Origin of the sequence: Microcoleus sp. K1-B1, assembly GCF_036704705.1 — a bacterium.
Lineage (GTDB): Bacteria > Cyanobacteriota > Cyanobacteriia > Cyanobacteriales > Microcoleaceae > Microcoleus.
The window spans coordinates 1-3,667 of record NZ_JAUBSH010000176.1; the positions used below are offsets into that span (position 1 = coordinate 1).

General features: G+C 48.9%; 3 protein-coding genes and 1 riboswitch. All 3 genes read left to right on the top strand.

Translation table 11 applies throughout. From position 1 onward, the window contains the following. Positions 1–292: 292 nt before the first annotated feature. A riboswitch (adenosylcobalamin-variant (AdoCbl-variant) riboswitch) is annotated at positions 293–372 on the top strand. Positions 373–380: 8 nt separating this feature from the next. The 3 genes from cobG (at position 381) to QUA83_RS30120 (ending at position 3,437) form a co-directional block, all read left to right on the top strand. Then, positions 381–1,964 carry a precorrin-3B synthase gene (gene cobG, locus QUA83_RS30110; protein WP_333297867.1) on the top strand — a complete coding sequence of 528 codons (1,584 nt, stop codon included), beginning with the start codon at positions 381–383 and terminating at the stop codon, positions 1,962–1,964. A gap of 136 nt (positions 1,965–2,100) precedes the next feature. Beyond that, the gene (locus tag QUA83_RS30115) at positions 2,101–2,730 is read left to right on the top strand and encodes a precorrin-8X methylmutase (RefSeq protein ID WP_333297869.1); all 630 of its coding nucleotides are present in this window, start codon (positions 2,101–2,103) and stop codon (positions 2,728–2,730) included. Further along, positions 2,727–3,437: a precorrin-2 C(20)-methyltransferase gene (locus tag QUA83_RS30120; protein ID WP_333058637.1), complete on the top strand. Its 711-nt coding sequence runs from the start codon at positions 2,727–2,729 to the stop codon at positions 3,435–3,437. Before QUA83_RS30115 ends, QUA83_RS30120 begins: the two co-directional genes overlap by 4 nt. Positions 3,438–3,667: the final 230 nt, after the last annotated feature.

Below are 3,667 nucleotides of genomic sequence, written 5' to 3' on the forward strand. Positions count from 1 at the left end.
ACCCACTCACAAAAGCGTTCCCAGACGTTGGCGCTTTCGCGCTGCTGTAAGGTTGTTGTCATGGTTTTATGATTGCTTTATTTGGTTTTCAATGTTCGGATGATGTTTATATTATTACGCCTATCGTTAAGGTTTGTAAAGGGGTTGGGCGACAGTTAAACTGATGAGTGTGATTAGGAAAGCTGATGAAAGGAGAGACAGGGGCGTAGCTTGCGGGGCCCGACGCCATCGCCAGAAGTTTTGTTAAGAAAGTTGAGGGTTTTGCTTTCTGTAGGTCAGCTCGTGATACCTTTCTAAAACCTGAAAGCGGGAAAGTCCGGTGCAATTCCGGCGCTGTGCCGCAACTGTAAAAGTCAGAATGCCGATTTCGGGGGCGCTTTGTGGGCGTTTACTTTTGGATTCCCTGCGTAGCACGGGGAGGAGATTATTTGTTAGCTTTGACTGATTTGCCGACTTGTCCGGGTTTATTTTACGGTTCCCAAGCCCGAGACGGAGTTTTATCGAGAATGCGGATTCCGGGGGGAATTTTAAACGCGCAGCAGTGTTGGACGATCGCCGATTTGGCCGATCAATACAGTACCGGCTTTTTGCAAGTGACAAATCGGGCAAATTTGCAAATCCGAGAAGTGAACTCGGAAATTGCCCCGGAAGTCTGGAATCGCTTGCAGGAATTGGGGATAGCGTCTCGCCGCGTTGAAGTTGACCCGATTCGCAATATTATGGCAAGCCCGACAGCAGGGATCGATCGCCAGCAGTTACTCGATACTCGCCCGCTAGTGAAAGCTTGGGATGATTACCTGCAAACGCATCCCGAATTGTCGGAACTTTCGCCTAAGTTCAGTATTGGCTTCGACGGCGGGGAATCGGTTTCGATCAAGGCTTTACGCAACGATATTTTATTAGCTGCTGAAGGGCTTTCAACCCAATCAGAAATCGTTTTTCGGCTGCATTTAAACGGCGATACAGGAATTTTTATCCAAGAATCGCAATGTATTGCAGTATTAGCCGCCCTCGCTAGCACCTATCTTGAATACACCAAAAATCGACCTCGAATTGATGGCAAAAAACCGCGTTTGCGTCACCTGCTGGCAGATTGGGGTGTTGAAAGTTATCTAGAAAAGGTACAGCAGAATTTACCATTTTTATTGCAAGACACATCTTGCACTTTTCCCAAAAACAGGCAAGATGCCTGTGCCACAAACAGTGAATTTCATTGTGGGGTGGGCATCTTGCCCGCCCGTTTGATCGACTCATCTGCAAGGGCGATCGAACAATCCCGACATCTCGGCATCCACCCTCAACGACAGTCGGGTTTCTCCTACATGGGAATTGCACTGCCTCTGGGTAGGCTAGAATCAAAGCAACTGCGGAATTTGGCAAAATTAGCCCAAAATCTAGCCAGCGGTACCCTGAGACTTACGCCGTGGCAAAATCTGTTGATTTCTGATATCCCCAACTCCCAGGTTTTTGAGATAAAACAGCAAATCGCCGATTTGGGATTGCACTCGTCGGCGACTCGCCTAGATTCGTGCTTGGTGGCTTGTGCCGGCAGCAGCGGCTGTGCGTCGGCGGCGACAGATACTCAAAGTCACGCCCTATCAATGGCGAGGGATTTAGCGCAAAAATTGACGATCGACCTGCCGATTAACATTCATTTCAGCGGTTGCCAAAAGTCCTGCGCCCAGCACCAGCCAATTGATATCACGCTGGTGGGAATTCAGATTGAGCAAGGACACGAGACGATCGAAGGTTACGACATTTTTGCGGGTAGAAAAGATTTGCCCTTCGGGCGACCAATTTTTCAGGCGGTGAGTGCGATCGAGATGCCCGGTGCGATCGAGCGAATGTTGCGGGTGTATCAGCGGTTTCGAGAGCCTGTGGAGTCATTTGGTGAGTTTGTCGATCGGCAGGCGATCGACCAATTGCAGGAGTTGTTGAGCACCGAAAATCGGAATTTAAGGTGAAAAAATATCCCATTAAAACTGACAAGTTTTAAGCATTTCCCTTGATATTTCTTCCTTCGCGTCCTTTGCGCCTTCGCGGTTCATTCAAAAAATCTCTTTCACAAATCCCACAAACTTCCCATAGCAGTTTTAAAGAATGATTGACTACATTCGAGACGGAACAGAAATCTACACCAAATCCTTCGCCACAATTCGAGCCGAAGCAGATTTGTCAAGCTTGCCGCCCGATTTAGAATCGGTAGCCGTGCGACTAATTCACAGTTGCGGCATGACCGATATTGTTACAGATTTAGCAGCTTCCCCCGGTGCAGCCACCTGCGGACGCCAAGCCCTCTCCGCAGGCGCGCCGATTCTGTGCGATGCCCGGATGGTGGCAGAAGGCATCACTCGCAAACGCCTTCCCGCTGACAATCCGGTGATTTGCACCCTCTGGCATTCCGAAATCCCGGAGTTGGCGCGGCAAATGGGAAATACTCGATCGGCTGCGGCCCTTGATTTATGGCTGGACAACTTGCAGGGTGCGGTTGTGGCCATCGGCAATGCCCCGACTGCTTTGTTCAGACTACTGGAAATGCTAGATGCCGGAGCACCCAAACCGGCTTTAATTCTGGGTTTCCCGGTAGGATTTGTGGGGGCTGCCGAATCCAAAACCGAACTGGCCGCCAACAGTCGGGGAGTGCCATTTATTACGTTGCACGGGCGACGCGGTGGCAGTGCAATGGCAACGGCGGCGGTGAATGCGTTAGCGAAAAAGGATGAATTATGACTAAGGCTACTGGTAAATTGTACGGTTTGGGTATTGGCCCTGGCGATCCAGAATTGATTACTTTGAAAGCTTATCGGATTTTGCAATCGGTGCCGGTGATTGCCTATCCGGCGATGGAAAATGGTAAGGTGCTGGCGCGGGCGATCGTTGCTGATTATCTGCGCCCGGAGCAAATTGAGATTCCGATGCCGTTGCCTTTTAGTCCGACGCGATCGTCTCAACCTTATTATGATATTGCTGCCGAGAAAATTGCCGCCCATCTGAGCGAGGGACAGGATGTGGCGGTGCTATGTGAGGGCGAACCTTTTCTCTACGGCTCGTTTATGTATCTATTCAACCGTTTGTCGGCGAGATTTACCACTGAAGTTGTGCCGGGAATTTCTTCGACAATGGCGAGTGCGGCTGCGTTGGGAGTGCCGCTGACTTATCGTAACGATGTGTTAAGTATTATGCCTGCGACGCTGGATGCTGAGGTTTTGCGCGATCGGCTGGCGGTTGTTGATGCTGCTGTGATTATTAAACTGGGGAGGCATTTTGCGAAAGTCCGGGACGTGCTGATTGAGTTGGGACAGTTCGATCGAGCACTGTATATAGAACGCGCAACTATGCCTAATCAGCGAATTAGGGCGATCGCAGATGTCGAACCCGCTGAAGTTCCCTATTGGGCTCTCATTATGATACCTAGCCAGCAAAAGTCCGTATCTTAATATTTCCATGCCTGAAGGCGACGCGCTTCCAGGCTTTACCTACTTTTTTGTGCATTCTTACCTCTTTATCCAGTTTTATTCATATTGATAATTTAAACTTATAACTACTATTAGTTAATCTGTTGTTAAAATACTTTACAAACCTTAGAATATGCTTTATGTTTATTTACATGGCGGAACACAAAGCCGTCACGAACATTGAAAACCAAATAAAGCAATCATAAACAAAT